A 23,948-nucleotide genomic window follows, 5' to 3' on the forward strand; every position below is an offset into this window, starting at 1 on the left:
TTAAAATGAAACCATTATGGTATGCAGGTGTTACAGCCGCAGTGCTTGTGGGAATGCCTCTGGCGGCTATGGCACAAGAAAAACAAGAAATATATTTTAACCGACAGGGACAGATTACCAATGCTATGTCGTCGGTGGCTTATGTGCGCCATTACGATGTTAAAGATAAAGTTGCTCAGGTACAGGATTTTTATTATCCATCTATGAAAAAATATTCGGATCCCTATCAGATACCGGTTGCCCAAGTTAAAGTTTTTGTACCTACTTTGGAAAATGGTACGGTGACTTTCTGGCATTTTAATGGTCGGAAAAAATTAATCGTCCGTTATAAAAATGGTAAACCTGACGGTGAATGGATCAGCTGGTATCCAAGCGGTAACAAATCTGCAGTTATTCCTTATGTACAGGGTATGAATGAAGGGGTTGGTTCCCGATATTATCGAAATGGTAATAAAGAGAGTGAGATTCAGTTTAAAGATAATAAGGCAAACGGCTATTGGAAACAGTGGTACCCTAACGGTCAGCCGAAAGCTGAGATGTTGATGGAAGCTGGGAAACCTACCAGCATCGTCAGTTGGGATGAAGACGGCATGCTGCTTTCGGAATTAATTTTCGAAGATGACCGCCGCAGTGGCGTGGTATTAGATTGGCATCCTAATGGAGCTAAAAAATCGGAAACGGTTTATTTCAATGGCAATTTGGTGAAAAAAACGATTTGGGATGAAGAAGGTTATGTATTATCCGAATAATCTTGATAATAATATTTGAATATTTAAATCCGTTTTTTGATTGAATATATTAGAATGGCTAAAGGCCGTCTGAAAACCTTTTCAGACGGCCTTTAGCCATTCTGCCCGAACAAGGTTATAATGAAACTATTACCACTAATAATAGGGTAGTTTGAGCTAAATTATGACAACTATCAAAGAAAAAATTCTTGCCCAAGCCAAGCACGATGGTGCGCAAGTCACCGCCTTGCGGGAACAGGTGCTTGATATTATTTTACAATCTTCCGGTGTGATTAAGGCATACAATGTGCTTTCGCAAATGCAGCAGCAAAGCGAGGGTGTGGTTGCGCCGCCGACGGCCTATCGTGCATTGGATTTTTGGGCAGAGCAGGGCGTATTGCATAAAATTGCTGCCGTAAACGGTTATGTGTTGTGTAGTCATGCCCAACATGATTGCAGTACGCATTGCCATAATGAAGACGAATCCGCACACCATAGTGCCTTTATTTTGGTTTGTACCGAATGCGGTGCTGTTGATGAGCAAACGCTCAGTAAAGAATGGGCGGCTTTGCGTGCGGGTGTTGCGGCCAGTGGATTTTCTCTTAAAGAGGAACATGTTGTATTAACAGGAGTTTGTAAGAAATGCCAATAAAAAAAACCAAAGTCCATTTGATATCGGGCTTTCTTGGAACAGGAAAAACCACTGCCTTAAAAAGTTTGATGGAACAAAAAGACCCTGAAGAAAAATGGGTGATTATTGTGAATGAATTTGGCGAAATCGGTATTGACGGTGCCGTATTGAGTGATAACGGCATTCCGGTTGCCGAAATTGCCGGCGGTTGTTTGTGTTGTACCGCGGGGCCGCAATTATCGGCTACCGTTCAAAAAATGCTGCGCGATACTCAGCCAGACCGCCTGATGATTGAAGCCAGCGGCTTGGCTCATGCTGCCAGTGTGATTGACGAACTAAAAGAAAAGCCGCTCAACGAACAGCTTGAAATCGCAGCTGTTTTCACCGTAGTGGATCCGCGCCAGTTTGTTGATCCTAATTATGCGCAACAAGCGTTATATAAAGATCAAATCGGCGTGTGTGATGTTTTGGTTGCCAGCAAAACCGATTTATGTACGCCTGAAATATTGGCCGATTTCCGTGAAAAAGCCGCCAAGCTGTTTCCGCCCAAAGCCAAAGTGGTTGAGGTGGAAAACGCCAAAATGAATATCGAATGGCTGGATATTCCCGTTGTCGAAAAATCGCGCTACCGTTTAAAAGCATTGCCGGACAATACCATGGGCTATCAGTCGCAAGGCTTTACTTTCCCGGCAGGAAAAGATTTTGACGGCGAACGTTTAACCCGTTTCTTTGATGAATTGCCGAAAATGACCGAAGGCTTGGTACGCGCCAAAGGCGTATTTCAAGTATTGGGTACTTGGGTATGGCTCAATTGGGTCGATGGCAGATGGGGCGCCAACCAAGTTTCATGGCGGCGTGACAGTCGTTTTGAATTGATTGCCAAATCGTTCGATGCCGACTTAATCGAACAAAAGCTTAAAGAAGCTTTGGAATAAATCATTAATAACTATTATGAGGCCGTCTGAAACAAAATTGATTCATTGTTTTCAGACGGCCTTATCATCATAGAATAGGGCATGCTGATTGCTATTGCCGTATATCGGTAGCGTAGGTAGGTGAATTCTATTAAAATCTTTATGGATTTATTTTCCCGGCAACATCACACAATCATCTTCAGACAGGCTGTCTGAAACTCATAGACTAAAGCGAGAATATTTATGACTACTTTATCCCAATTTCTTACCGAGCATATACAGCAAAACAACCTTCCTACTGCATTAGGCGATGTTTTCGAGTCTGTGGCAAAAGCCTGCGTACAAATTAACCGTCAGGTTCGGCAAGGCGCGTTGGCCGGTATTTTGGGAGAAGCCGGTACGGGCAATGTGCAGGGTGAAGATCAGAAAAAATTAGATGTGATTGCCAACCAGCAGTTAATTGATGTTTTGAAAACCAATGCCGATATTGCCGGCTTGGCCAGTGAGGAAGAAGATACTTTTGTGGCTTGCAATGAAAACGGCAGCTATCTGGTGTTGTTTGATCCGCTTGACGGTTCGTCTAATATTGATGTCAATATTTCGGTGGGCACCATTTTCTCTATTTTGAATAAGCCTGAAGGTGCGTTAAGCGAACAATCTTTTTTACAGGCCGGACGAAATCAGGCCGCCAGCGGCTATGTGTTATACGGTCCGCAAACCCAATTGGTTTTAACCATGAAACACGGGGTTTTTGTGTTTACCTTAGATGCGGATGGCAATTTTGTACAAACACAAGCCAACCCGACAGTACCCGAACAAACCAAAGAATTTGCCATTAATATGTCGAACCAACGCCATTGGTTTAAGCCGATGCAGCAATATATTGAAGCGCTATTGGCAGGAGAAACGGGCGTACGCGGTAAAAATTACAATATGCGCTGGGTGGCTTCAATGGTTGCAGAAATCCACCGTATTCTGATGCGCGGCGGGGTATTTATGTATCCGCAAGATGCGCGAGATCCGGCCAAACCCGGTAAATTGCGTTTAATGTATGAAGCCAATCCGTTGAGCCTGATTTTGGAACAGGCCGGCGGGGCAAGCAGCAATACGGTAAAAAATATGCTCGATATACAGCCGGAAAGTTTGCACCAACGGGTATCGGTTGTGATGGGTAGCCGTGAAGAAGTGGAATATATTGAGCAATTACACCGTTAAATAGAGCGGTTTGAATGCTTAAATAAAGGGATTGTTCTAGATAACTAGGGTTATTCAAAACATATAAAATAACCCTTCGGATACGGTTTCGCCGTCAATATTGATTTGATGTAGGTGGCCGCTGCCGTAGTAAAGGTAATGGATGTTTCTGCCGTCGGGCAGGGTGGTTGAATACGGTTACCGAGCGGGTCGTAGGCGTAGGCGACGGTGGTGGTCTGGCCGTTGTGGACGGTGGTTTCGCTAATAAGTTGGCCGAGGGGGTCTTGGCCGAGTTCGACACTGCTGTGGGCATTTCGGGCTTTGACGGGCAGGCCGCTGAGGTGGTCGTATTCGAAACGGGTGCGGGTATAGCCTTCGTCTTTGCCGCTGCTTTTGCCTTCGACGCGAGGCGGCTGGTTTTTTCAATCAGTTGGCCGAGGATATCGCGGTTGAAGTGGTGGATATACCAAAAAACGTCGGGGCGGTCGTTTTGGCCGTCTGAAAAGATAAGGCTGTCGAAAAGGGTAGAATTTTTCAGACGGCCTTGAGGGGTAATAACGCGTGCGTGCTTGAAAGCACACGCGGGGTATGCAGGCTATGGCTTGCTGCCTTACGCGAGCACAATAACGCTTGCTTGGCGGTAAATCAAATTGTCCAAAGGTCTCAATTTGTGTCTTTAGGATATGCAGGTTGCTATTTGCTTCAGTATAAGGCGAGTATATGAAGTTTAATGTGGAAAATAGTTAATCTGGTAACCATGATCTGTATTTTGTATTTTTATAGTCTAGTAATTCTGTAATTGTTTTTCTATTGATATATGAATAGTTATTAGATGTAATTGAAATTAATCCATCTTGTATACTTATTAATCGAAACTCATTATTAGAAATAGAAATAAAGTTTCCATGTTCCTCTTGTGTTAATAAATAGTTGATTATTTGTTGTAAAGTTATTTTTTCAAAGATTTGTTCTTCTTTTATATCACTTAATATTTTAAATTGATATACATTATGATATAGAATTTCTGAATTTAATTTAAGTACTAAATTATTTATATTTTGCTCAAAAGGGTAAGTAAGTAATTTTGTTAGAAAAAATTTATTTTCATTTGGCATATAAGATAAATAGGAAAGTTTAAAATAAATAAATGAACTATTAGGATTTTCTGATAGCCATCCTATAATATTATTTGATATTGCAATTAAAGCTCTTGCATCATATTCTTGATTTAAAATTGAACTGGTAGGATATTGATTTTTATTTAAAAAATTAATATTTTGTAGGTCATCAATACATAATCCTAGATTATATAATTTTTTATTTAATTCATTGTTATTTAATATTTTCATATTAATTTACCTTTATATAATATTTTATTATTAATAATTTACTTTTGAAGAAAGTTATTAGAAGTACTTGGATTACACTCTTGTGGATTATTAGAATAAGATAAATCTTGGCATTTGCTAATTGGAGATAGCGTTAAAAGTAATGCTAATCCTAACCCTAGGCGAGTGAAAAGAGTAATAAGTAAAGGTGTTTTTTTCGCGGAGCACTTATTTTTTTAGAGTTGCCCGGATGTGCTTGTTGAGTTGTTATAGGTTGTCCTCTTAGATGAAAGCGTTGCCATCCTTTATCTTTTTGATTTTTTACTTTGAAATATCCTTCTTTTGCTCCAGGCATACCGCCTTTAGAACCAACACCTTCTGGTGGGACATATTGACAAAAAGGTCTGGGTCCTTTTGCCTCGGGTTGTTTAGTACAGTAATATGATTCTGGGCACTGTCCTGTTGCAGGTGTCAAAAAGTCCTCCTAGTATATTTGATGGGGGGTGGCCAATTCGTGAGGCCAAAGACATCAACCCAACCTTGCCCATTAGGCGCAAACCAATAAAGATTATCCCCACCAAACAACCCAATCGGATCCTGATTCACAAACCTACCGCTATCCGGCTCATAGTAACGGAAAAAATTGTAATGCAGCCCAGTCTCTTCATCATAATACTGGTTCTGAAGCCTAAATGGTTGATGCACGAGCGGATAAACCCGTTCGTCTTTGTTGAGTTTACCCCAAGCGGAATATTCGCCATACCATAACAGATTACCGAACTGGTCGGTCATTTCTCGCGGGATACCGATTTGGTCGGTGTGGAAATAGGCTAGGTATTGCTGCTCATCTTTAATGTTAAAGAATACCTGTGCTAGCGGTTCGTAGCTGTCTTGGTCGGTATATATGTAGGTGTAGTTGCCTTTGTAGGTATATTCCTGTAACAGGCGGCTGCCGTCCCAAACAAAATGGGTGCGTTTGGGATGGGTGGATTGTAACGCGCCTTTGTCGGTTCCTTCTTTGCTTAGTCGTCTGCCGAACGGATCATAGGCATAAGCCCAAGTTTGGGTTTCGCCGTTGTTCTTTTTGATTTCGGCCAGTATCAGTTGGTTTTCGGTATCGTAGCGGAAGAACTGGTTTTCACCGTTGGGCAGTTGGCGGTAGATAAGGTTGCCGAGGGCATCGTAGGTGTATTCGGTGCCGTTGTATGCTTCGATGCGGTTGCCCGCACCGGTATTGCCGCCTTTATGGGCATGCCTGTCTGAAAAGATAAGGCTGTCTGAAAGGAGTAGATTTTTTCAGACAGCCTTGAGGGGTAATAACGCGTGCGTGCCTGAGGGCACACACGCTATCGATAGAGCATGCAGGCTACGGCTTGCTAATTTACTTTATGGTCATCAAATAGATCAGAATTATATATAGTAATAGATTGTATATTCATCTTTATAGCTTCTTCTAGTGGTGGATCGTCATCAGCAACTTCCAATGCAATGCCTTTTAAATTTTTTGAAAAAAACGCTTCTTCACATTCATCGTAGTAAAAACCTAAATTTAAAGCTAATACATCATGAATTGGTGTGCCTATAGAGATAGAATCAAACTTACCTAAGTAACCACTCAGAGCTGAAATTTTATAAATTGATCCTGTTCGTATATCTACATAAATTTCAATGGGAAAATCAATAAATTCATACATACATGAGTAAATATCTACTTGTGAGAATTTTAATTTTCCTATTAAATTATATTCTTTAAGTATTTTTGAGTAATTTGAAATATTATTTCCTATAACTATTCCTCCTAAACTTTTTGCAGGAATAATTGGCTCATATATATTCATAATTTAATCCTTAACTATAACTTATTGTGCAGGGAATCGTTGTACTCCTCCTTTCCCTGAAGATACTTTCCAATAAGGAGAACCACCATAGTGTCTCTGTGTACCTGGATAATATTGTATATATCGATCAGTATAGTCTTTTCTTTAGTATTTAATTCCCTCAAAGTAAAACCTTTATCTGAACCTCTACTTCGTTTCATTACCCCTTGTTTTCACCCTTTAGGCACACCACCAATTTCTTTAAGAAATGATTCTGGAGTATGTCCTTTTAAAACTTGGGGACTTTCCATAACATCATCAACACTATTAATAACCTTTTTAATTTTTTCTTTTTATGTTTAATTTTTTTTGTACATTTTCCTATACATTCTTTAGTAGCTTTGGCTCCTTTTATAAAAAGTTTTCCTATTGCGCCTATTACTATGCCTATCATTCTGACATATTGTAGAAATAACCCTAATGGATCAACCCAACCTAATGCATTTGGGGCAAATTGATAAAAGTTTGCTCCCCCTTCTAACCCAATCGGATCCTGATTCACAAACCTACCGCTATCCGGCTTATAGTAACGGAAAAGTTATAGTGCAGCCCCGTTTCTTCATCATAATACTGGTTCTGAAGTCTAAACGGCTGATGCGCCAGCGGATAAACCCGTTCGTCTTTATTGAGTTTACCCCAAGCGGTGTATTCGCCATACCATAATAAATTACCGAACTGGTCGGTCATTTCGCGCGGAATACCGATTTGGTCGGTGTGGAAATAGGCTAGGTATTGCTGCTCATCTTTATTATTGTAAAAGACTTGGGCTAGGGGTTCGTAGGCATCTTGGTCGGTATAGACGTAGGTGTAATTGCCTTTGTAGTTATATTCCTGTAACAGGCGGCTGCCATCCCAAACAAAATGGGTGCGTTTGGGGTGGGTGGATTGTGATGCGCCTTTGTCGGTTCTTTCTTTGCTTAAGCGTCTGCCGAACGGGTCGTAGGCGTATGCCCAAGTTTGGGTTTCGCCGTTGTTCTTTTTGATTTCGGCTAAAACAAGTTGGTTTTCGGTATCGTAGCGGAAGAACTGGTTTTCACCGTTGGGCAGTTGGCGGTAGATGTGGGGTTGCCAAGCACGATATTTTGGCCTTTCAGACGGACTTGGGGGATGGCCCATGCACCTTACCTGTATAGAACCTGTATAGAGACTTTTGCAAAAATAAACTATTAACGAAATTTGACGCATGAAAATGCGTTGAGAGATGTACAACTAACTAAAAACTTTCTAAATTTGAATAAAAAATAGGCAAAATCGGAAAAGTTTTTCATTTTGAAAATTTTATTGAGCATAAAATTTTAATAACTTATGTTATTGCAAAAGCCTCATGTAGTATGTATAGGCTACGACTTGTTGTCTATGGGAGTATGCAGATTAAATCTTACTAAATTAGAGTTATTAAAATTCAAGTTTTTTGGCATATAAATCGTTATAAAAATCCCAATGAATAACAAAATTCATATCTATATGTAAAAAGATAGTATCTACGAAGTTTAAATCATCAATAAAAATTAGCCATTCTTTAAAGGTTGATTCTAAGAATGGAACAGCGTCATTTACATTTAAAATATAAAACTTATCCATTAAGCTAATTTCATAATATGAAAGTATGAATATTAAAACTTCTTTAAGTTTTTTGGGTGTTACACTTGGTATTTCTACTTTTTCTGTAACATTTGACCAGTCTAATTGCGTAATAGTGGGGATATGATTTTTCAAAAAAGCTATTACTTCATTTTCACTTATATTAGTTTTTTGATGTTTTTCAAGAAAAGAAAGGCAGTTTGGTGAGAAATCATTTAAATCCATTTTAATTAAACCTTTTTAAAATTTTGTTGACAGTTTTTTTGCTAGCATTGAAGCAATACGTTTTTTTATTTTTCTTATTAAATGCATTGATATGAGCATTATGTTTATTATCATATTCAACTCTAAAACCTCTAGATTCAGTTATATGTCTTCTTCCATTATAAGGCATGGACCCAAATTTAGTGGGATTTGGTTTTGAGTTTTTAGTAGATATACCAGAAAATTCTAATGCTGCATTTAATGCTTGCTCATAAGTATCAAATAAAGCGTCACAATTGCGCCGTTTGCGTTCTTTTTCCCTATCTTTTTCGTTCTTACATTTTCCTCCTTCGGGGCAGGGTGGCTCTATATTAGATGAAGTAGCAGTAACAGAACCAACTTTTTTTCCTGCTTCATGGGCAAGAGAAGCTGTGGCTCCGATTCCTATAAGAGCAAGAGCAGCTTTCCCGAGTGCGATTAATTCTGGTGCAATCATGGGTAGAGCAAAAGCAGCTAGTCCAGACGGGTCAACCCAAGAAGTAGCATTAAGTGCAAATGAATAAAGATTACTTCCGCCATCCAACCCAATCGGATCCTGATTCACAAACCTACCCGAATCCGGCTCATAATACCGCATCAGGTTGTAATGCAGCCCCGTTTCTTCATCATAATACTGGTTCTGAAGTCTAAACGGTTGATGCACGAGCGGATAAACCCGTTCGTCTTTATTGAGTTTACCCCAAGCGGTGTATTCTCCATACCATAATAAATTACCGAACTGGTCGGTCATTTCTCTGGGAATGCCGATTTGGTCGTTATGGAAATAGGCCAGGTATTGCTGCTCATCTTTATTATTGTAAAAGACTTGGGCTAGGGGTTCGTAGGAATCTTGGTCGGTATAGACGTAGGTGTAGTTGCCTTTATAGTTATATTCTTGTAGCAATCTTGAGCCGTTCCAAACAAAATGGGTGCGCTTCGGATGGGTGGATTGTAACGCGCCTTTGTCGGTTCTTTCTTTGCTTAAGCGTCTGCCGAACGGGTCGTAGGCATAAGCCCAAGTTTGGGTTTCGCCGTTGTTCTTTTTGATTTCGGCTAAGACAAGTTGGTTTTCGGTATCGTAGCGGAAGAACTGGTTTTCACCGTTGGGCAGTTGGCGGTAAATTAAATTACCGAGTGGGTCGTAGGTGTATTCGGTGCCGTTGTATGTTTCGATACGGTTGCCGAGGCCGATATTATCGCCTTTCAGACGGCCTTTGGTGGTTTGTTCTTTCAGGCCGTCTGAAAGAATATTATTGGCAGGGTCGAAAGCGAAATGCTCTTTACCGGCGGTTTTGATTCTACCGATTTTGTCATACACATAATCCAATACGCCGCTGCGCTGGTCGGCCGTCTGAATCAGGTTGCCGGCTTTGTCGTAGCGGTAGCTTCTGCGGACGGCGCCGCCGACGAGGGTGTTTAGTTTGCTGTTGTTTTGCAGGGTCGGGTTGGCGGTGGCGGTCTGGTGTTTCAGACGGCCCATCGGATCGTATTGGTAGAGGCTGGTTAATGCCCCCTGTGTGCGGCTGATTTCTTGATGCAGCTTATCGCGCTCGATATCGGATACGGTTTCGCCGTCGATATTGATTTGGTGCAGATGGCCGCTGCCGTAGTAAAGATAATTAATGTTTCTGCCGTCGGGCAGGGTGGTTTGGCCGTCTGAAAAGATAAAGCCGTCTGAAAGGGTAGAGTTTTTTCAGACGGCTTTGAGAAGCGATAACGCGTGCGTGCTTGATGGCACACACGCTAGCTACTGATGGCGCATGCAGGCTACGGCTTGCTACCGATAAATTTATGTAGGCTACAGCTTACTTGTATTACAGTTCTTTATTCAATTAATCATTTTTTGTAGTAAATGTTATCTTCTTGACCATCCTTTTCAATGGTGAAGATACGTTTCAATGTTTCTCCTTCATATTCATAAAATAAAGTTTTCGGTACTTTGTGGATATATTGCTTAAATTTTCTTTCATCATTGCTGGAAGTAATTGTTTTAATTTTTTGATTATTTTGATTGTAAAAATCTAATTTAATCACACTACGCTCCCCCCAATTACCTGCAACTAAAATGCGCAGAACCACATCGTCATCTAGATAAATTTTCCTTTCAAAAGACATTTTATTAAATATTGTTTTAAAGTCATTTTTTATCTTAAAATAAACTATACCATCCTCAATAGACATATCTGCATTATAGTTGGAATAAGATATATCGGTATTACTCTGAAAACAAACTAATTGCTTTCCTCCTAGCAAACCCGAACAATCTAGATCATTATCCAATGCCTCTTTTATGGAAGAAAATTTCTTTGGTCTTTTAAATACTTTATATTTGAAACCTGAAGCTTCATTTTCGTGTTCTATATATTCTATATAAGAAGTATTTCTTGCATAAAACCACTCCAGTTCTGCCAAATTTATTCTGGAGTATGCTAATTGTATATCCTCAATGGATAAAGAAAGAAAATAATCTTTCGTCTCTTGTAGAAACAATTGAATTTTTGGATCATCGTACAAATTCTCGTTCATTATTCAGTCCTTATTATCTATATCTCTTGCCTGTACAGGCTCCAAGAGATTTCATCCACGTTCCTGCTTCCATCCTGTCACGGATATCTGCAAGAATATTTTCTAGGGGTATTCCTCGTTTCTTAGCTTCTCGCAACATACGATAAATCATTTTATCGGCATCTAGACCATGCAAATGACTTCCTGCGTGGTAGTCTCCAAGAGATCTAATAAATTCTCTGTTTTGCTCTACCGTCAAATTTGAGTTATACAAAGGATGTTTTCGCAATTTACTTGTATACGTTGATGTAAGTCTTGCACCATTAGCTGCATCGTCAATATTAATGCCCTCACTATCTAATAAACCTCTTGAAAGTCTGGAATATTTTGTTTTATTGCTATTTTCTTGAACTATATGATGTGGAGTTTGCCAACTTTGCACTGTCAAACTTTTTCGGTTTAACTCTCTACCTAATTTGCCGGCACTTAGCCCAAGCGAGTCAACCCAATTCTGCGAATTAGGCCCAAACCAGTATAGATTGTTACCACCCCACAACCCAATCGGATCCTGATTCACAAACCGCCCACAATCCGGCTCATAGTAACGTAAAAAGTTATAGTGCAACCCCGTTTCTTCATCATAATACTGGTTCTGAAGTCTAAACGGCTGATGCGCCAGCGGATAGACACGTTCGTCTTTATTGAGTTTACCCCAAGCGGTGTATTCGCCGTACCAGAGCAGATTACCGAACTGGTCGGTCATTTCTCTGGGGATACCGATTTGGTCGTTATGGAAATAGGCTAGGTATTGCTGCTCATCTTTATTGTTAAAGAATACCTGTGCCAAAGGTTCGTAGGAATCTTGATCGGTATAGACGTAGGTGTAATTGCCTTTATAGTTATATTCTTGCAGTAATCTTGAGCCGTCCCAAACAAAATGGGTGCGCTTTGGGTGGGTGGATTGTAACGCGCCTTTGTCGGTGCGCTCTTTGCTTAAGCGTCTGCCGAACGGGTCGTAGGCGTATGCCCAGGTTTGGGTTTCGCCGTTGTTCTTTTTGATTTCGGCTAAGACAAGTTGGTTTTCGGTATCGTAGCGGAAGAACTGGTTTTCACCGTTGGGCAGTTGGCGGTAAATTAAATTACCGAGCGGGTCGTAGGTGTATTCGGTGCCGTTGTATTTTTCGATGCGGTTGCCGAGGCCGATATTATCGCCTTTCAGACGGCCTTTGGTGGTTTGTTCTTTTAGGTCGTCTGAAAGAATATTATTGGCGGGGTCGAAAGCGAAATGCTCTTTACCGGCGGTTTTGATTCTGCCGATTTTGTCATATACATAATCCAATACGCCGCTGCGCTGGTCGGCCGTCTGAATCAGGTTGCCGGCTTTGTCGTAGCGGTAGCTTCTGCGGACGGCGCCGCCGACGAGGGTATTTAGTTTGCTGTTGTTTTGCAGGGTTGGGTTGGCGGTGGCGGTCTGGTGTTTCAGACGGCCCATCGGGTCGTATTGGTAGAGGCTGGTTAATACGCCCTGGGTGCGGCTGATTTCCTGATGCAGCTTATCGCGCTCGATATCGGATACGGTTTCGCCGTCGATATTGATTTGGTGCAGATGGCCGCTGCCGTAGTAAAGATAATTAATGTTTCTGCCGTCGGGCAGGGTGGTTTGAATACGGTTGCCGAGTGGGTCGTAGGCGTAGGCGACGGTGGTGGTCTGGCCGTTGTGGACGGTGGTTTCGTTAATGAGTTGGCCGAGGATGTCGTAGCCGAGTTCGACGCTGCTGTGGGCATTGCGGGCTTTGACGAGTTCGCCGGTAAAGGGGTTGTATTCGAAGCGGGTGCGGCTATGGCCTTCGTCTTTGCCGTTGGGCTGTTTACCGTCGACGCGGCGGCTGGTTTTTTCAATCAGTTGGCCGAGGATATTGCGTTTGAAGTGGTGGATATGCCAAACGTCGGGACGGTCGTTTTGTCCGTCTGAAAGGCCGTATTCGGTTTGGGTGGTGAGTTGTCCGGCGGGGTCGTATTGATAGCCGGTGATTTTGCCGTCCCAACCGGTTTCCTGAATCAGGTTGTCGGTGCGGTCGTAGCCGAGGTGGTAACGGTCGCCGTTTTCATTGGTGAGGGCGGTGAGGCGGCGGGCTTTGTCGTAGCCGTAGCGGAAGCTGTGGCCGAGGGCGTTGGTGCGTTTGAGCGGCAGGCCGTCGGCGGCGAGTTCGTATTCGGTTTTGGCACCGAGTCCGTCGATATGGGCGGTGAGGCGGTTGATACGGTCGTATTCGAAGGTTTCATGGCTGCCGTCGGGGTAGTCGGTGCGGATGTGGTTGCCCGCTGCGTCGTAATGATGGCGGGTGGTGTGGCCGAGTGCATCGGTGGTGCTTTCGAGGTCGCCGGCTTCGGTGTAGGTGAAGCGGGTGGTTTCGCCGGAGCAGTCGGTATAGCGGATAAGCTGGCCGTCCGAATCATATTCGAGGGTTTTGGTTTTGCCTAAGGCATCGGTAATGGTGTCGGGCAGCCATTGGCTGTTGTAGCGGTAGCGGGTGGTGTTGCCGGCGGGGTCGGTAACCTGAATCAGGTTGCCGCGTTGGTCGTAGGCGTATTCGGTGATACGTCCGGCGGGGTCGTTGACGGCTACGGGCAGGTTTAGGGTGTCGTGGTAGTCGATATGGGTGATGCTGCCGTCGGGGGCGGTGATATTGATAACATTGCCGTATTCGTCGTAGCGGTAGCGGGTTTCGCGGCCGATTTCGTCGCGCCGTACGGTAATACGCCCCCAGTCGTCGCGTTCGCTGTCGCTGCGGTGGCCGTCGGCGTCGATATGGTAGATAAGTTCTTGATTGTCGTCGAAGCCGTAGATTTCTTCGCGGCCCAATGCGTCGGTTACGCGGGTGTAGCCGTCGCGGTAGTCAAACGTCCACTGTTCGCCGAGGTTGTTGTTACTGGTTAAGACTTTACCGTCTTTGGCATAACGGTCGTATCGGTATTGCGATACCAAACCGTCGGGCTGGCTGTGTTCGACCATAATATGGTTGCGATAGCCGAAGCCGCGGATGCGTTTGCCGCTACGGTCGTAAACGGCGGTGAGGTCGCCGTAGCCGTCGTATTCATAGCGCACCATTTCGCGCTGATGAAAGCCGACCGAAGTGAGGCGGTTGACATAAAGATTATCGTCGGTACTGACAAATGCATCGGGCTCGGCGGCGGCATCAAAATCTTCATCGCTGTTGTTGAGGCGGATGGATGAGAAGTTTAGCTGCAGCTGTCTGCCGGTGCTGTCGTAAATGCTGTGGGGGAGGCCGTTGTCGCCGTAGCTGAGGCGGATGTGGTGGTTATTGCGGTCGAGTTGGGCGATAAGCGGATAAACGTCATCGTCTTCATCGACGGCGGCAAACCATAAACGGGCACCGCCGTCGGGCGAAGCGATTTGGTAGAGGCCGTCTGAAAGGCGGGAAAAATAGATTTGTTCGTAAGGATCGAAGTAGGCATCTTCCAAACCGTAGGGGTCTTCTTCGGCAGTGGGGGCGGCGGGGTCTTCGTCTTCGAAGTCGGGGCCATCGTCGTCATCGTCGTCGCTAGAATAGGGGGTGGCTTCTTCTTCGTCGTCATCAATATCGGGCAGTGCGATTTCGCGCCCCTGTTCGTCGATATAGAGGAAGCCGTCGCGGGTGCGGAGCAGACGCATGGAAAAAGGCAGCGACCAACCTTGGCCGAGCCAGCCGTTGCCGAGTTGGTCGGAATAATAGCTGCGCGCCCAAATCAGCGGCAGCGGGGCATCGAGAGTGAAATCGGTTTCGGTGTCTTCGGTTAATAATTTAATACCGAGTATGGCATTAACGGGGTTACCGACGACGGCTGCCGCTGCCTTACAGGCAAGACACACGCCCTTACCGGCATTGGCATAACCGCCGTTCACCCCCATACCGCCACCACCGGAAAAGGCTTTAACGGTTTTTTGTGTGGGCGGGGTAGGCCCGGGGGTACCGGGTATCATGGTGGCGAGGGAAATAAGGGTGGAGATGGAATCGGCAGTTTCTGCGGCGGCGGAATCGGGGTCGGCAAGGGAGACGGCGGTAGAGGCAACATCGGCAACCATATCGATAATGTCAATGGGGCCGGCGGCATTGGTTAGGGGTTCGGGCGGGTTGGCAGAACCTTTAGACACCATGGCGGGGGCTGAAGGCTGGGGAACGAGTATGCCGATTGTATTGCCTATTTTTGCCATAATAATAATTCTTTAAATTAAGAAAAAAAAGAAAGTATTAAATTAAGTATGTTTAATAAAAGAAGACTGTTTTTCATTCATTTAGTTCCGAAATTCATTATATGCCAATTCAATTGAATAAAAATTATTTATTTAATTTTCATATTTATTGTTATCGGGCGTTTCGGCTTCATGGCTTTCCAAATTTTCGTTTTTAATATGGATTTCTATCTCGGTGAAGTTTTCGGGTTGGATAATGCGCACCAAGCCTTCTTTGGCCAATTCGAGCAGGGCGATGAAGTTGACGACCACATGGGCAATGCCTTGTTCGGCTTTGAATAATTCGGAAAAACGGCATTGTCCGCTTTGATTGAGGCGGCGTAGGATGCTGCTCATTTGCGCACGCACGGAAATGGTTTCCTGAACGACGGCATGGCTGCGGGTGTGTTTGGCGCGGGAAAGAATCGAGAGCCAGGCTTGTGTAAGGTCGGCGGTGTGTACGTCGGGCAGCTTGGCTTCGACGGCGATTTCTAATGGTAAGTACGCCCAAATAAAATCACGTCCGGCGCGGGGGAGGGCGTCCAGTCCGGCGGCGGCGAGTTTCATTTGTTCGTAGGCCAACAGGCGGCGGACGAGCTCGGCGCGGGGGTCGGCTTCTTCTTCGTTTTCAATATTTTCGGGTTGCGGCAGCAGCAGGCGCGATTTAATTTCAATCAATACGGCTGCCATCAATAGATATTCTGCCGCCAAATCAAATTGGTAGGCTTCCATCTGGGCGATGTAGTGCAGATATTGCTCGGTGATTTTAATCATCGGAATATCCAATACATCGATATTTTGCTTGCGGATTAAATAAAGCAGCAAATCTAAGGGGCCTTGGAAGCTGTGCAGCACAACTTCAAGGGCATCGGGCGGAATGAATAAGTCTTGCGGCAAATCCACTACCGGTTGGCCGAAAATCCAAGCAACGGCATGAGGGTTTTCGGCGGCGGTTTGTTCGGCTAAGTGCGTGGTGTCGGCGGTCATTTTCGGGCGCCTATGTGTTCGATGGCGGCTTGGGCGCAATAAAGGCCGAATGAGGCGGTTACCAACATACTGGCGCCGTATCCGGCACAAGATAAGCCTTGCGGCGCTTCACCGGTGTCGCAAACTTCGCCGCTTTGCGGCGGTGTGATGTTTTCGGTGGAATAAACGCAGGGCACGTTCATTTTTTGCTTGGTGTCGCGCGAAAAGCCGTAGCGTTTGCGTAGGGTATAGCGCAGATTGGCCAAGAGCGGGTCGTGGGTGACTCGGCTGAGGTCGGCGGTTTGAATCAGGGCGGGATTTTTCTGCCCGCCCGCGCTGCCGCTTAAGACAAACGGTTGTTTGTGCTCGGTGAAATAGGCGGCCATTGCGGCTTTTATCCGCACTTGGTCAATGGCGTCAATCACAAAATCAAACGGTTGATCGAATAATTCGGATAGATTTTCTTCGTTAACAAAATCTTCGATTTCGGTAACTTGGCAATCGGGGTTGATTTGTAGAATGCGTTCGTGCAAAGAAGTTACTTTGGCTTTGCCGAATTCCGATGTGAGTGCGGGCAGTTGGCGGTTCACATTCGATTCGGCGACATTATCCAAGTCGATTAAGGTTAAACGGCCGACACCCGAACGCGCCAAAGCTTCCACTACCCAAGAGCCGACCCCGCCGACACCCACCACGCAAACATGCGCCTGCCCGAAGCGTTGTAGCGCGGAATCGCCGTAGAGGCGGGCAATACCGCCGAAGCGGCGCGAGGAAGTGAGAACGGAATCGGACATAAACGGAGCCTTGTGATAAATCAATATTCGATAAAAAAATGCTGGCAAAACGGCGCAGGGGTATTATACTTCAAGGTGCGTAATGAATCACATTTCACTAAAAAATCGGTCGCTAGCCGACTATGGAAAGGAGAATGATGATGTATAAACATTTGGTGGTTGCTGTTGACGGTAGTGCGACTTCTTTAAACGCTTTGAAACACGCAGCAGAGCTTGCGCGCGTGGGCGATGCTAGATTAACCTTGGTTCACGTGGCCAATCCTGCCGAATATATGGCATTGGCGCCTGAATTTTTACAGCATGAAAGTTATGAAGCTGCAGCGGTTGCACAAGGCAACGAGGTGTTGGATTTCGCCGAAGCGCGTGCCAAAGAAAAAGGCGTTACCGATGTGGTGAAACATTTGTTGGTAGCCACTAAAGGTGCCCGTGAAATGGCACAGGAATTGGTGGATTATGCCGATTCGCAAGGCTCGGATCTGATTGTGTTGGGTACGCACGGCCGCAGCGGTTTAATGCATTTGCTGATGGGCAGTTTCGCCGAAACCGTGATGCGTCAAAGCCATCTGCCGTTATTGGTTATCCGCAGCGTGGCGGAAGAAGAGGAATAAAACGACACGAAGCGCGCTGAAGCAGTGTATTGAAGCGCATCAGTGATTAGGCCGTCTGAAAGGTTTTTCAGACGGCCTGTTTATTTTTTATTTAATGTTCGCCCGATAGCGTGTTCAAAATAAAGCGTAAATCATCGGCGCCAATCTGGCCGGGTGCGGAGGCTTTGCCGGCGGTGCCGAATGTGATGGCCGAGCCGAAAGTGGCGCCGGCCAAACGGCTGATCATGCCCAGTTTGCCCATAGAAATGGTGACCAAAGGCTGAATGGCATATTCTTGAAGCATGGTTTGGGTGGCATCGAGTAATATCAACACATCGGCAGGCGAGTGCGGCATCACGGCGATTTTGCAAATATCCGCCCCCCAATCCTGCATGGTTTTCAGACGGCCTATGATTTCTGTTTTCGGCGGTGTGTTGTCGAAATCATGGTTACACATCAAAACGGTTACGCCTTGTGTTTTGGCTATGGCAACGGTTTCTTTCACTTGATCGGCCGCGGCAAACAGTTCGATATCAATCATATCAATCAGGCCGGAAGAGATGGCCGTCTGAATAAGGTTGAAATAAGCGCTTTCGGGCATCGGGCAGTTGCCGCCTTCTTCGGCGCGGCGGAAGGTAAACAATAGCGGCGTCTCAGGCAGCGCCTGCCGTGTTTCCCGTAGGCGTTCGATAATATAGTCGGGATTGCGGGCTTCTTTGAAAAAGTCGGCGCGAAACTCCAATATATCGAAATCGGCACGGCGGATGTCTGCCAGTGCGGCTTTCAGGCCGTCTGAATCTTCTGCAACCAAAGGCACGGCGATTTTTGGGATGCCGTCGCCCAAAGTGAGGTTTTTAACGGTTACGGTGTTCATTTTATTCCTTATTGGGCCGGATAGCCTGCCGCTTTAGATATTGCGCTCGGCAAATTCGTCGGTAGCCTGTACCAAGCCGCGTGCGATTTCGCCTTCGGTGGAGGCGTGGCCGCCTTGAACGATTCTTAAATCCGCTTCGGGGAACACTTGTTTTAAATCCCATGCGCTTTGCATCGGTGTGCATAAATCATAACGCCCCTGCACAATCACGGTGGGAATATGGCGGATGGTGTCGATATTGGCCAATAATGCGCGTTCGTTATCCAGCCAGCAGTGATGGGTAAAATAATGGTTTTCGATACGGGCAATCGCCAATGCCTGTTCCGCATCTTCTTCTACCGGCTTGGGTTCGAACTGTATCAGCCAGCTTTCCCATTCCGCCCATGCTTTGGCGGCTTGCAAAGCGGCGGCGCGGTCGCTGCCGAATAATAATTCATGATAGGCAGCTACCAGCTTGCCGCGTTTGGCTTCGGGGATGGGCGCCAGATACTGTTGCCATTGTTCGGGGTGGATACGGGAAGCGCCGCCTGCTTCGTTAATCCAATCTACTTCGGCCTGCCGCGCCAGAAAAATGCCGCGTAAAATCAAGCCGCGTACCCGTTGCGGATGGCTTTGGGCGTAAGCCAGCGATAATGTGCTGCCCCATGAACCGCCGAATACCAGCCAGCTGTCGATATCCAGCATGGTGCGTATTTTTTCAATATCGTCTATCAAGTCCCAAGTGGTATTCTCGCGGGTTTCGGCATAAGGGCGCGAGCGGCCGCAACCGCGCTGGTCGATAACCACGATACGGTAGCGGGCAGGGTTGAAAAATCCGCGTACTTGCGGCGATGCGCCCGCACCGGGCCCGCCGTGAAGAAAAATCACCGGAATGCCGTCGGGATTGCCGGATTCTTCCCAATAGATTTCGTGCAAATCGGATACAGGCAGCAAACCGCTTTGATAAGGCTCTTGAATCGGATACATAAAATACCCCTTGCGCTTGGAAGATGTTTAGAAAAAATAGGGTATAGGCCGTCTGAAAACGGGCTTTCAGACGGCCTTTGGTGTATGGTTGATTAAACCGCTGCGTCGGAACGCTCGCCGGTACGGATACGGATGGCTTCTTCTACCGGCAAAATAAAAATCTTACCATCGCCGATTTTGCCGGAATGTGCCGCTTCGATAATGGTTTCGACGGCGCGCTCGACGTCGGCATCGGAAAGCACCAGCTCTAATTTGATTTTAGGCAGAAAATCCACCGCATATTCGGCACCACGGTAGATTTCGGTATGGCCTTTTTGACGGCCGAAGCCTTTGACTTCGGATACAGTCATACCGGTGATGCCGATTTCAGTGAGTGCTTCGCGTACATCGTCGAGTTTGAACGGCTTAATCACGGCTTCGATTTTTTTCATGGTTTTCTCGCATGGGAAATGAGGTTTCAGACGGCCTTGTTTTAACATAAACACGAGCGCTATTCAATCTACTTTCATTTGCTTGGGCATATCAAAATACCTCAGCAGCCAAAGTGGTTTTCGCGTACAATTCGGGCTTTCCCAACTGCTTTTGAAAGCCCGAATCTATGTCTGTTGTTTTAGCTTTGCGCGGCGTTAACGCCCTTTCTGATTTCCGCATCGAAAAACTACTGCAAAAAGCTGCCGCCGCCGGTTTGCCGACAGCGGCACCTCATAGCGAATATTGGTATTTTGTCGGCAGCGATACCCCTTTGAATACCGAAACCATCGAAAAATTACAAGCTTTATTGGCCGCCGAATATGTTCGCGAAACACCGGCTGCCGATAACGGCCATCATCTGTTTCTGATTACCCCGCGTATCGGCACTATTTCGCCATGGGCATCGAAAGCCACCGATATCGCCCACAACTGCGGCTTAAACGATATCGAGCGCATCGAACGCGGCATGGCGGTATGGTTAGACGGCCAACTCAGCGAAAGCCAAAAACAACAATGGGCGGCTTTATTGCATGACCGTATGACCGAAAGCGTTTTGCCCGATTTTCAGACGGCCGAACGCTTGTTTGCCCATCCCGAAGCACAAACCTTTGCAACGGTCGATGTGTTGGCGCAAGGCAAAGCGGCCTTAATAGAAGCCAACCGCAGCTTAGGCTTGGCTTTGTCGCCCGATGAAATCGACTATCTGGCCGAGAATTATCAAGCGCTCAAACGCAACCCCAGCGATGTCGAATTGATGATGTTTGCGCAAGCCAATAGCGAACACTGCCGCCATAAAATTTTTAATGCCGATTTTATTTTAAGCGGCGAGCAGCAGCCTAAATCATTGTTCGGCATGATTCGCGATACCCACAACGCGCACCCCGAAGGCACGGTGGTTGCTTATAAAGACAACGCTTCCATTATTGAAGGCGCGACCATCGAACGTTTCTATCCGCATGCCGACGAAGCACAAGGCTACCGTTTCAGCGAAGAAGAAACCCATATATTAATGAAAGTGGAAACCCACAACCATCCGACTGCTATTGCCCCGTTTGCAGGCGCGGCCACCGGCGCGGGCGGGGAAATCCGCGACGAAGGCGCAACCGGTAAAGGCGCACGCCCGAAAGCAGGCTTAACCGGCTTTACCGTATCCAACCTCAATATCCCCGATCATCCGCAACCGTGGGAAGGCAGTTATGGCAAGCCTGAGCATATCAGCAGCGCGTTGGATATTATGATTGAAGGCCCCATCGGCGGCGCCGCATTCAATAATGAATTCGGCCGCCCCAATCTGCTGGGATATTTTCGCACGTTTGAAGCCGAGTTCGACGGCCAGATGCGCGGCTATCACAAGCCGATTATGATTGCCGGCGGTTTGGGTAATATTCAGGCGCAGCAAACCCATAAAGACCGTATTCCCGAAGGCGCATTGCTGATTCAGCTCGGCGGCCCCGGCATGCTGATCGGTTTGGGCGGCGGCGCGGCCTCGTCTATGGATACCGGCAGCAATGCCGCCGATTTGGATTTCAACTCGGTGCAGCGCGGCAATCCCGAAATCGAACGCCGTGCCCAAGAAGTGATCGACCGCTGTTGGCAGCTTGGCAGCAATAACCCGATTATTGCCATTCACGATGTCGGCGCGGGCGGCCTGTCGAATGCGTTCCCCGAACTGGTGAACGATGCCGGGCGCGGCGCGGTATTTAAATTGCGCGATGTGCCTTTGGAAGAACACGGCTTAAGCCCGATGCAGATTTGGTGTAACGAAGCACAAGAGCGTTATGTATTGTCGATTCTGCCCGAAGATTTGGAAGCGTTCCGCCAAATTTGCGCTCGCGAACGCTGCCCGTTTGCCGTGGTCGGCACCGCTACCGATGACGGCCATTTGCAAGTACGCGATGATTTATACGACAACGATCCGGTAGATTTGCCTTTGAATGTTTTGCTTGGCAAACCACCCAAAACCACCCGTAACGACCAACCGCTTCAGCCGTCTGAAAAAGCTTTTTCGGGTAACGGTATCGAATTAAAAGAAGCGGCTTACCGCGTATTGCGCCTGCCGACCGTTGCTGCAAAAAACTTTTTGATTACCATCGGCGACCGTAGCGTCGGCGGCTTGTCCCACCGCGATCAGATGGTCGGCAAATATCAAACGCCGGTTGCCGATGCCGCTGTGACCATTATGGGTTTCAACACCGATAAGGGCGAAGCTATGGCGATGGGTGAAAAACCCACGGTGGCGCTGTTTGATGCGCCGGCTTCCGGCCGTATGGCGATTGGCGAAGCATTAACCAATCTGGCCGGGGTGAATATCGGCGATATCGGCCATATCAAACTTTCTGCCAACTGGATGGCTGCCAGCGGCAATGCGGGCGAAGATGAAAAACTGTACCGCACTGTTGAATCGGTATCGCAAGCCTGCCAGCAATTGGGCATCAGTATTCCGGTGGGCAAAGATTCGCTGTCGATGAAAACCGTATGGCAGGAAAACGGTGCGCAAAAAGCCGTCGTTTCGCCTTTGAGCCTGATTATTACCGGCTTTGCACCCGTGCAGGATGTGCGCAAAACCGTTACGCCCGAATTAAAAAATGTGGCCGACAGTGTTTTACTGGCGGTTGATTTAGGCTTCGGCAAAGCGCGTATGGGCGGCTCGGCTTTGGGGCAGGTTTATCAAGACTTAAGCGGCGATGCGCCCGATATTGAAGCAGGCCGTCTGAAAGCCTTTTATGCGGCAGTGCAGCAATTGGTGGCCGAAGATAAATTATTGGCGTATCACGACCGTTCCGACGGCGGTTTGTTGGCCACGCTGGCGGAAATGGCTTTTGCCGCCCGTTGCGGTGTGCAGGCCGATGTTTCTGCGCTGATTGCCGCCCTATCGAATGCGAAAAATGCCGAAGAAGCGGCTTTGCGGGTGCTGTTTAATGAAGAATTGGGGGCAGTATTGCAGGTACATGCCGCCGATGCCGATAAAGTGGCCGCTGTGTTTGCCGAACAGGGTTTAAACGATGCGGTACACCTTATCGGCCAAGTGCAGGCAGATGCCCAGTTCCGCGTATTGAACGGCGATACCGTTTTATTGGACGAAAGCACGCTGAAGCTGCAACAGGCATGGCAGGAAACCAGCCATCAAATCCAACGCCTGCGCGACAATCCGGCCTGTGCCGACAGCGAATGGGCATTATTGGCCGACAACGAACGCAGCAAACTGTTTGCCGATTTAACCTTTGATGTGAAAGAAGATATCGCCGCGCCGTTTATCAACCGCGGCGCCAAACCCAAAATCGCCGTATTGCGCGAACAGGGGGTAAACGGTCAGGTGGAAATGGCGGCCGCCTTTACCCGTGCCGGTTTTGATGCTTACGATGTGCACATGAGCGATTTAATGGCAGGCCGTACCCGTTTGGACGATTTCAAAATGCTAGCGGCTTGCGGCGGTTTCAGCTATGGCGACGTATTGGGTGCCGGCGAAGGTTGGGCAAAATCTATTTTGTTCCACCCGCAACTGCGCGACCAATTCGAAGCCTTTTTCAAACGCGGCGACACCTTAACGCTAGGCGTGTGCAATGGTTGCCAAATGGTGAGCAATCTGGCGGAAATTATTCCAGGAACGGCGGCCTGGCCGAAGTTCAAACGCAATGAGAGCGAGCAGTTTGAAGCCCGTTTGAGCATGGTAAACGTGCCCAAGTCTTCCTCATTGATTTTGGCCGAAATGCAGGGCAGCAGTTTACCTGTAGTGGTGAGCCACGGCGAAGGACGCGCCGATTTTGCCCATCACGGCGGCCAAGTTTCAGACGGCCTCAATATCGCCCTAAGCTATGTGGACGGCCTCAATCAGGTTACCCAAACCTATCCGCTCAACCCCAACGGTTCGCCGCAGGGCATTGCCGGTGTTACCAACAGCGACGGCCGCGTTACCATTATGATGCCGCACCCCGAACGGGTGTACCGTACCGCCCAAATGAGCTGGTCGCCCGAAGCATGGCGTGATAGCGAACTTTCCGGCTGGTACCGCTTGTTTGCCGGCGCGCGTAAAGCTTTAGGATAATTGCCGTTTTAGTGTA

General features: G+C 46.8%; 20 protein-coding genes and 2 pseudogenes. 8 read left to right on the forward strand and 14 right to left on the reverse strand.

The window, feature by feature from the left end; all coding sequences use genetic code 11:
• The first annotated feature begins 5 nt into the window (after positions 1-5).
• The 5 genes from D0T92_RS06590 to D0T92_RS11585 all read left to right on the forward strand — a co-directional run bounded on the left by D0T92_RS06590 (position 6) and on the right by D0T92_RS11585 (position 4,015).
• Entirely contained in the window at positions 6-749 is a 744-nt protein-coding gene (locus D0T92_RS06590; RefSeq protein WP_151051332.1) for a toxin-antitoxin system YwqK family antitoxin, read from the forward strand.
• 163 nt (positions 750-912) lie between these two features.
• A complete protein-coding gene (locus D0T92_RS06595; RefSeq protein ID WP_151051334.1) occupies positions 913-1,380 on the forward strand; it encodes a Fur family transcriptional regulator in 468 nt (155 codons plus the stop codon).
• Positions 1,371-2,294 carry a CobW family GTP-binding protein gene (locus D0T92_RS06600; RefSeq protein WP_151051336.1) on the forward strand — a complete coding sequence of 308 codons (924 nt, stop codon included), beginning with the start codon at positions 1,371-1,373 and terminating at the stop codon, positions 2,292-2,294. The genes D0T92_RS06595 and D0T92_RS06600 overlap by 10 nt, the downstream gene beginning before the upstream one ends.
• Positions 2,295-2,516: 222 nt before the next feature.
• Positions 2,517-3,488 carry a class 1 fructose-bisphosphatase gene (locus D0T92_RS06605; protein ID WP_151051338.1) on the forward strand — a complete coding sequence of 324 codons (972 nt, stop codon included), beginning with the start codon at positions 2,517-2,519 and terminating at the stop codon, positions 3,486-3,488.
• A gap of 167 nt (positions 3,489-3,655) precedes the next feature.
• The gene (locus D0T92_RS11585) at positions 3,656-4,015 is read left to right on the forward strand and encodes a hypothetical protein (protein WP_225315090.1); all 360 of its coding nucleotides are present in this window, start codon (positions 3,656-3,658) and stop codon (positions 4,013-4,015) included.
• 195 nt (positions 4,016-4,210) lie between these two features.
• Here the strand turns inward: D0T92_RS11585 and D0T92_RS06615 are convergent, their stop codons facing one another.
• The 7 genes and pseudogenes from D0T92_RS06615 to D0T92_RS06645 all read right to left on the reverse strand — a co-directional run bounded on the left by D0T92_RS06615 (position 4,211) and on the right by D0T92_RS06645 (position 9,976).
• Positions 4,211-4,816 carry a hypothetical protein gene (locus D0T92_RS06615; protein ID WP_151051340.1) on the reverse strand — a complete coding sequence of 202 codons (606 nt, stop codon included), beginning with the start codon at positions 4,814-4,816 and terminating at the stop codon, positions 4,211-4,213.
• Between the two features lie 157 nt (positions 4,817-4,973).
• The gene (locus tag D0T92_RS06620; protein WP_151051342.1) at positions 4,974-5,270 is read right to left on the reverse strand and encodes a hypothetical protein; all 297 of its coding nucleotides are present in this window, start codon (positions 5,268-5,270) and stop codon (positions 4,974-4,976) included.
• 41 nt (positions 5,271-5,311) lie between these two features.
• Positions 5,312-6,064, reverse strand: a pseudogene (locus D0T92_RS06625) (RHS repeat-associated core domain-containing protein); the annotation flags it as partial.
• Between the two features lie 107 nt (positions 6,065-6,171).
• Positions 6,172-6,633, reverse strand: coding sequence for a hypothetical protein (locus D0T92_RS06630; RefSeq protein ID WP_151051344.1), 462 nt, complete (start codon positions 6,631-6,633; stop codon positions 6,172-6,174).
• Positions 6,634-7,080: 447 nt separating this feature from the next.
• A pseudogene (locus tag D0T92_RS06635) lies at positions 7,081-7,731 on the reverse strand (RHS repeat-associated core domain-containing protein); the annotation flags it as partial.
• A 336-nt stretch (positions 7,732-8,067) separates the two neighbouring features.
• Positions 8,068-8,478, reverse strand: coding sequence for a hypothetical protein (locus D0T92_RS06640; protein ID WP_151051346.1), 411 nt, complete (start codon positions 8,476-8,478; stop codon positions 8,068-8,070).
• Between the two features lies 1 nt (position 8,479).
• The gene (locus D0T92_RS06645) at positions 8,480-9,976 is read right to left on the reverse strand and encodes an RHS repeat-associated core domain-containing protein (protein WP_151051348.1); all 1,497 of its coding nucleotides are present in this window, start codon (positions 9,974-9,976) and stop codon (positions 8,480-8,482) included.
• A gap of 54 nt (positions 9,977-10,030) precedes the next feature.
• Here D0T92_RS06645 and D0T92_RS11725 point away from each other — a divergent pair, with 54 nt between their 5' ends.
• Entirely contained in the window at positions 10,031-10,156 is a 126-nt protein-coding gene (locus tag D0T92_RS11725) for a hypothetical protein (RefSeq protein WP_263641678.1), read from the forward strand.
• A 176-nt stretch (positions 10,157-10,332) separates the two neighbouring features.
• Here the strand turns inward: D0T92_RS11725 and D0T92_RS06650 are convergent, their stop codons facing one another.
• From D0T92_RS06650 to D0T92_RS06665, 4 genes are all read right to left on the reverse strand, one after another.
• The gene (locus D0T92_RS06650; RefSeq protein ID WP_151051350.1) at positions 10,333-11,022 is read right to left on the reverse strand and encodes a hypothetical protein; all 690 of its coding nucleotides are present in this window, start codon (positions 11,020-11,022) and stop codon (positions 10,333-10,335) included.
• 13 nt (positions 11,023-11,035) lie between these two features.
• Positions 11,036-15,214, reverse strand: a complete 4,179-nt coding sequence (locus D0T92_RS06655; RefSeq protein WP_151051352.1) for a DUF6531 domain-containing protein — start codon at positions 15,212-15,214, stop codon at positions 11,036-11,038.
• A 132-nt stretch (positions 15,215-15,346) separates the two neighbouring features.
• A complete protein-coding gene (locus tag D0T92_RS06660; RefSeq protein ID WP_151051353.1) occupies positions 15,347-16,219 on the reverse strand; it encodes a segregation and condensation protein A in 873 nt (290 codons plus the stop codon).
• Positions 16,216-16,992 carry a tRNA threonylcarbamoyladenosine dehydratase gene (locus D0T92_RS06665; protein ID WP_151051355.1) on the reverse strand — a complete coding sequence of 259 codons (777 nt, stop codon included), beginning with the start codon at positions 16,990-16,992 and terminating at the stop codon, positions 16,216-16,218. Before D0T92_RS06665 ends, D0T92_RS06660 begins: the two co-directional genes overlap by 4 nt.
• A gap of 140 nt (positions 16,993-17,132) precedes the next feature.
• Here D0T92_RS06665 and D0T92_RS06670 point away from each other — a divergent pair, with 140 nt between their 5' ends.
• Entirely contained in the window at positions 17,133-17,600 is a 468-nt protein-coding gene (locus D0T92_RS06670) for a universal stress protein (protein WP_151053010.1), read from the forward strand.
• A 91-nt stretch (positions 17,601-17,691) separates the two neighbouring features.
• Here D0T92_RS06670 and aroD read toward each other — a convergent pair whose 3' ends face one another.
• The 3 genes from aroD to D0T92_RS06685 form a co-directional block, all read right to left on the reverse strand.
• Positions 17,692-18,453: a type I 3-dehydroquinate dehydratase gene (gene aroD / locus D0T92_RS06675; protein ID WP_151051357.1), complete on the reverse strand. Its 762-nt coding sequence runs from the start codon at positions 18,451-18,453 to the stop codon at positions 17,692-17,694.
• Positions 18,454-18,486: 33 nt separating this feature from the next.
• Positions 18,487-19,419 (reverse strand): prolyl aminopeptidase, encoded by a 933-nt coding sequence (gene pip, locus D0T92_RS06680; RefSeq protein WP_151051359.1) that lies wholly within the window; start codon positions 19,417-19,419, stop codon positions 18,487-18,489.
• A gap of 92 nt (positions 19,420-19,511) precedes the next feature.
• The gene (locus D0T92_RS06685) at positions 19,512-19,850 is read right to left on the reverse strand and encodes a P-II family nitrogen regulator (RefSeq protein WP_151053011.1); all 339 of its coding nucleotides are present in this window, start codon (positions 19,848-19,850) and stop codon (positions 19,512-19,514) included.
• Between the two features lie 167 nt (positions 19,851-20,017).
• Here D0T92_RS06685 and purL point away from each other — a divergent pair, with 167 nt between their 5' ends.
• Entirely contained in the window at positions 20,018-23,932 is a 3,915-nt protein-coding gene (gene purL / locus D0T92_RS06690; RefSeq protein ID WP_151051361.1) for a phosphoribosylformylglycinamidine synthase, read from the forward strand.
• Positions 23,933-23,948 lie beyond the last annotated feature (16 nt).

Origin of the sequence: Neisseria zalophi (assembly GCF_008807015.1) — a bacterium.
Lineage (GTDB): Bacteria > Pseudomonadota > Gammaproteobacteria > Burkholderiales > Neisseriaceae > Neisseria > Neisseria zalophi.